At 50.0% G+C, this 1,618-nt stretch carries 13 tRNA genes and 2 rRNA genes; all 15 read right to left on the minus strand.

Annotation, left to right across the window (positions count from 1 at the left end):
* Positions 1-9: 9 nt before the first annotated feature.
* Positions 10-95 (minus strand) — tRNA-Leu (locus T518_RS11195).
* 24 nt (positions 96-119) lie between these two features.
* Positions 120-205: transfer RNA gene (locus T518_RS11200), tRNA-Leu, on the minus strand.
* 34 nt (positions 206-239) lie between these two features.
* Positions 240-328, minus strand: a tRNA-Leu gene (locus tag T518_RS11205).
* A gap of 20 nt (positions 329-348) precedes the next feature.
* A tRNA-Gly gene (locus tag T518_RS11210) sits at positions 349-422 on the minus strand.
* An 11-nt stretch (positions 423-433) separates the two neighbouring features.
* Positions 434-509 (minus strand) — tRNA-Thr (locus T518_RS11215).
* 8 nt (positions 510-517) lie between these two features.
* Positions 518-593, minus strand: a tRNA-Phe gene (locus T518_RS11220).
* A gap of 49 nt (positions 594-642) precedes the next feature.
* Positions 643-719, minus strand: a tRNA-Asp gene (locus T518_RS11225).
* 19 nt (positions 720-738) lie between these two features.
* Positions 739-814, minus strand: a tRNA-Val gene (locus T518_RS11230).
* 6 nt (positions 815-820) lie between these two features.
* Positions 821-896, minus strand: a tRNA-Lys gene (locus T518_RS11235).
* Between the two features lie 7 nt (positions 897-903).
* Positions 904-978 (minus strand) — tRNA-Glu (locus T518_RS11240).
* A gap of 31 nt (positions 979-1,009) precedes the next feature.
* Positions 1,010-1,085 (minus strand) — tRNA-Lys (locus tag T518_RS11245).
* Positions 1,086-1,089: 4 nt separating this feature from the next.
* A tRNA-Gln gene (locus tag T518_RS11250) sits at positions 1,090-1,166 on the minus strand.
* Between the two features lie 23 nt (positions 1,167-1,189).
* Positions 1,190-1,265, minus strand: a tRNA-Asn gene (locus T518_RS11255).
* A 4-nt stretch (positions 1,266-1,269) separates the two neighbouring features.
* Positions 1,270-1,386, minus strand: a 5S ribosomal RNA gene (gene rrf, locus T518_RS11260).
* Between the two features lie 68 nt (positions 1,387-1,454).
* Positions 1,455-1,618 (minus strand): 23S ribosomal RNA (locus T518_RS11265); the annotation flags it as partial.

Consider the following 1,618-nt stretch of genomic DNA (forward strand, 5'->3'; position numbering starts at 1 on the left):
TTAAGCAAATGGTGCGGTCGATGGGACTTGAACCCATACGTCTTGTGAACACTACCCCCTCAAAGTAGCGCGTCTGCCAATTCCGCCACGACCGCATGATACAATATGAAGATTTTTGATGGTGCGGTCGAGAGGACTTGAACCTCCATGATGTTGCCATCACTAGCGCCTGAAGCTAGCGCGTCTGCCATTCCGCCACGACCGCGTAATATGAAAATGAGAGGTATTGATACAATTGGTGGTGCCGAGGACCGGAATCGAACCGGTACGGTTGTTTCCAACCGACGGATTTTAAGTCCGTTGCGTCTGCCAGTTCCGCCACCCCGGCAGTATCAAATTGCTGACTAATGGAGCGGGTGATGGGAATCGAACCCACGTGATCAGCTTGGAAGGCTGGAGCTCTACCATTGAGCTACACCCGCATAATGCAAAGTGGAGCTGGCGAGAGGAATTGAACCCCCAACCTGCTGATTACAAGTCAGCTGCTCTACCAATTGAGCTACACCAGCTTGAAAAATGGTGCCTCAGAGCGGAATCGAACCACTGACACGGGGATTTTCAGTCCCCTGCTCTACCGACTGAGCTACCGAGGCATTTCACAAGTTAGATAATATTATAACACATTACTGTGCAATAAACAAGTGGCGACCCGAATGGGACTTGAACCCATGACCTCCGCCGTGACAGGGCGGCATTCTAACCAACTAAACTACCGGGCCGTATAAAATCAGGTTTTAATGGTGGGCGATAACAGGATCGAACTGCTGACATCTTGCTTGTAAGGCAAGCGCTCTCCCAGCTGAGCTAATCGCCCATAAAATGGTGACCCACCACGGAATCGAACCGTGAACCTACTGATTAAGAGTCAGTTGCTCTGCCAGTTGAGCTAGTGAGTCATGATGATGGTGACGCCAATGGGATTCGAACCCATGAACCCGCCGTGAAAGGGCGGTGTCTTAACCGCTTGACGATGGCGCCAAGAAAAAATCAAGTGGACCTTTATATAAAATGGTGGCTCACCCGGGATTCGAACCCGGGACACCCTGATTAAAAGTCAGGTGCTCTGCCAACTGAGCTAGTGAACCGCACTGGCTGGGGTAGTTGGACTCGAACCAACGAATGCGGGAGTCAAAGTCCCGTGCCTTAACCGACTTGGCTATACCCCAATCACCCCAGGGGTTTGTAAAATTGGCTCCTCGAGCAGGATTCGAACCTGCGACAGCCTGATTAACAGTCAGGTGCTCTACCGGCTGAGCTATCGAGGAATGAAACCGGCAACTTCCTATCCTCCCAGTCCGTCTCCAGACAAGTACTTTCGGCCTCTGAATGCTTAACTACTGTGTTCGGTATGGGAACAGGTGGAACCATTCAGGCATCATCACCGGATATTCTATTTGAATGCTTGCACATTCAAAACTATACAGAAGAAATTACTCTGCGAACACTCCAGTTCTCTAGTTAAGCCCTCGACATATTAGTAGTAGTCAGCTTCATGCCTTGCAGCACTTCCACATCTACCCTATCAACCTTGTCTTCTTCAAGGTGTCTTACTAGCTTGTGCTATGAGATACTTCATCTCGGGACGGGCTTCACGCTTAGATGCTTTCAGCGTTTATCC

This window comes from Mitsuokella jalaludinii DSM 13811 (assembly GCF_000702905.1).
In the GTDB taxonomy this organism is placed as follows: domain Bacteria; phylum Bacillota; class Negativicutes; order Selenomonadales; family Selenomonadaceae; genus Mitsuokella; species Mitsuokella jalaludinii.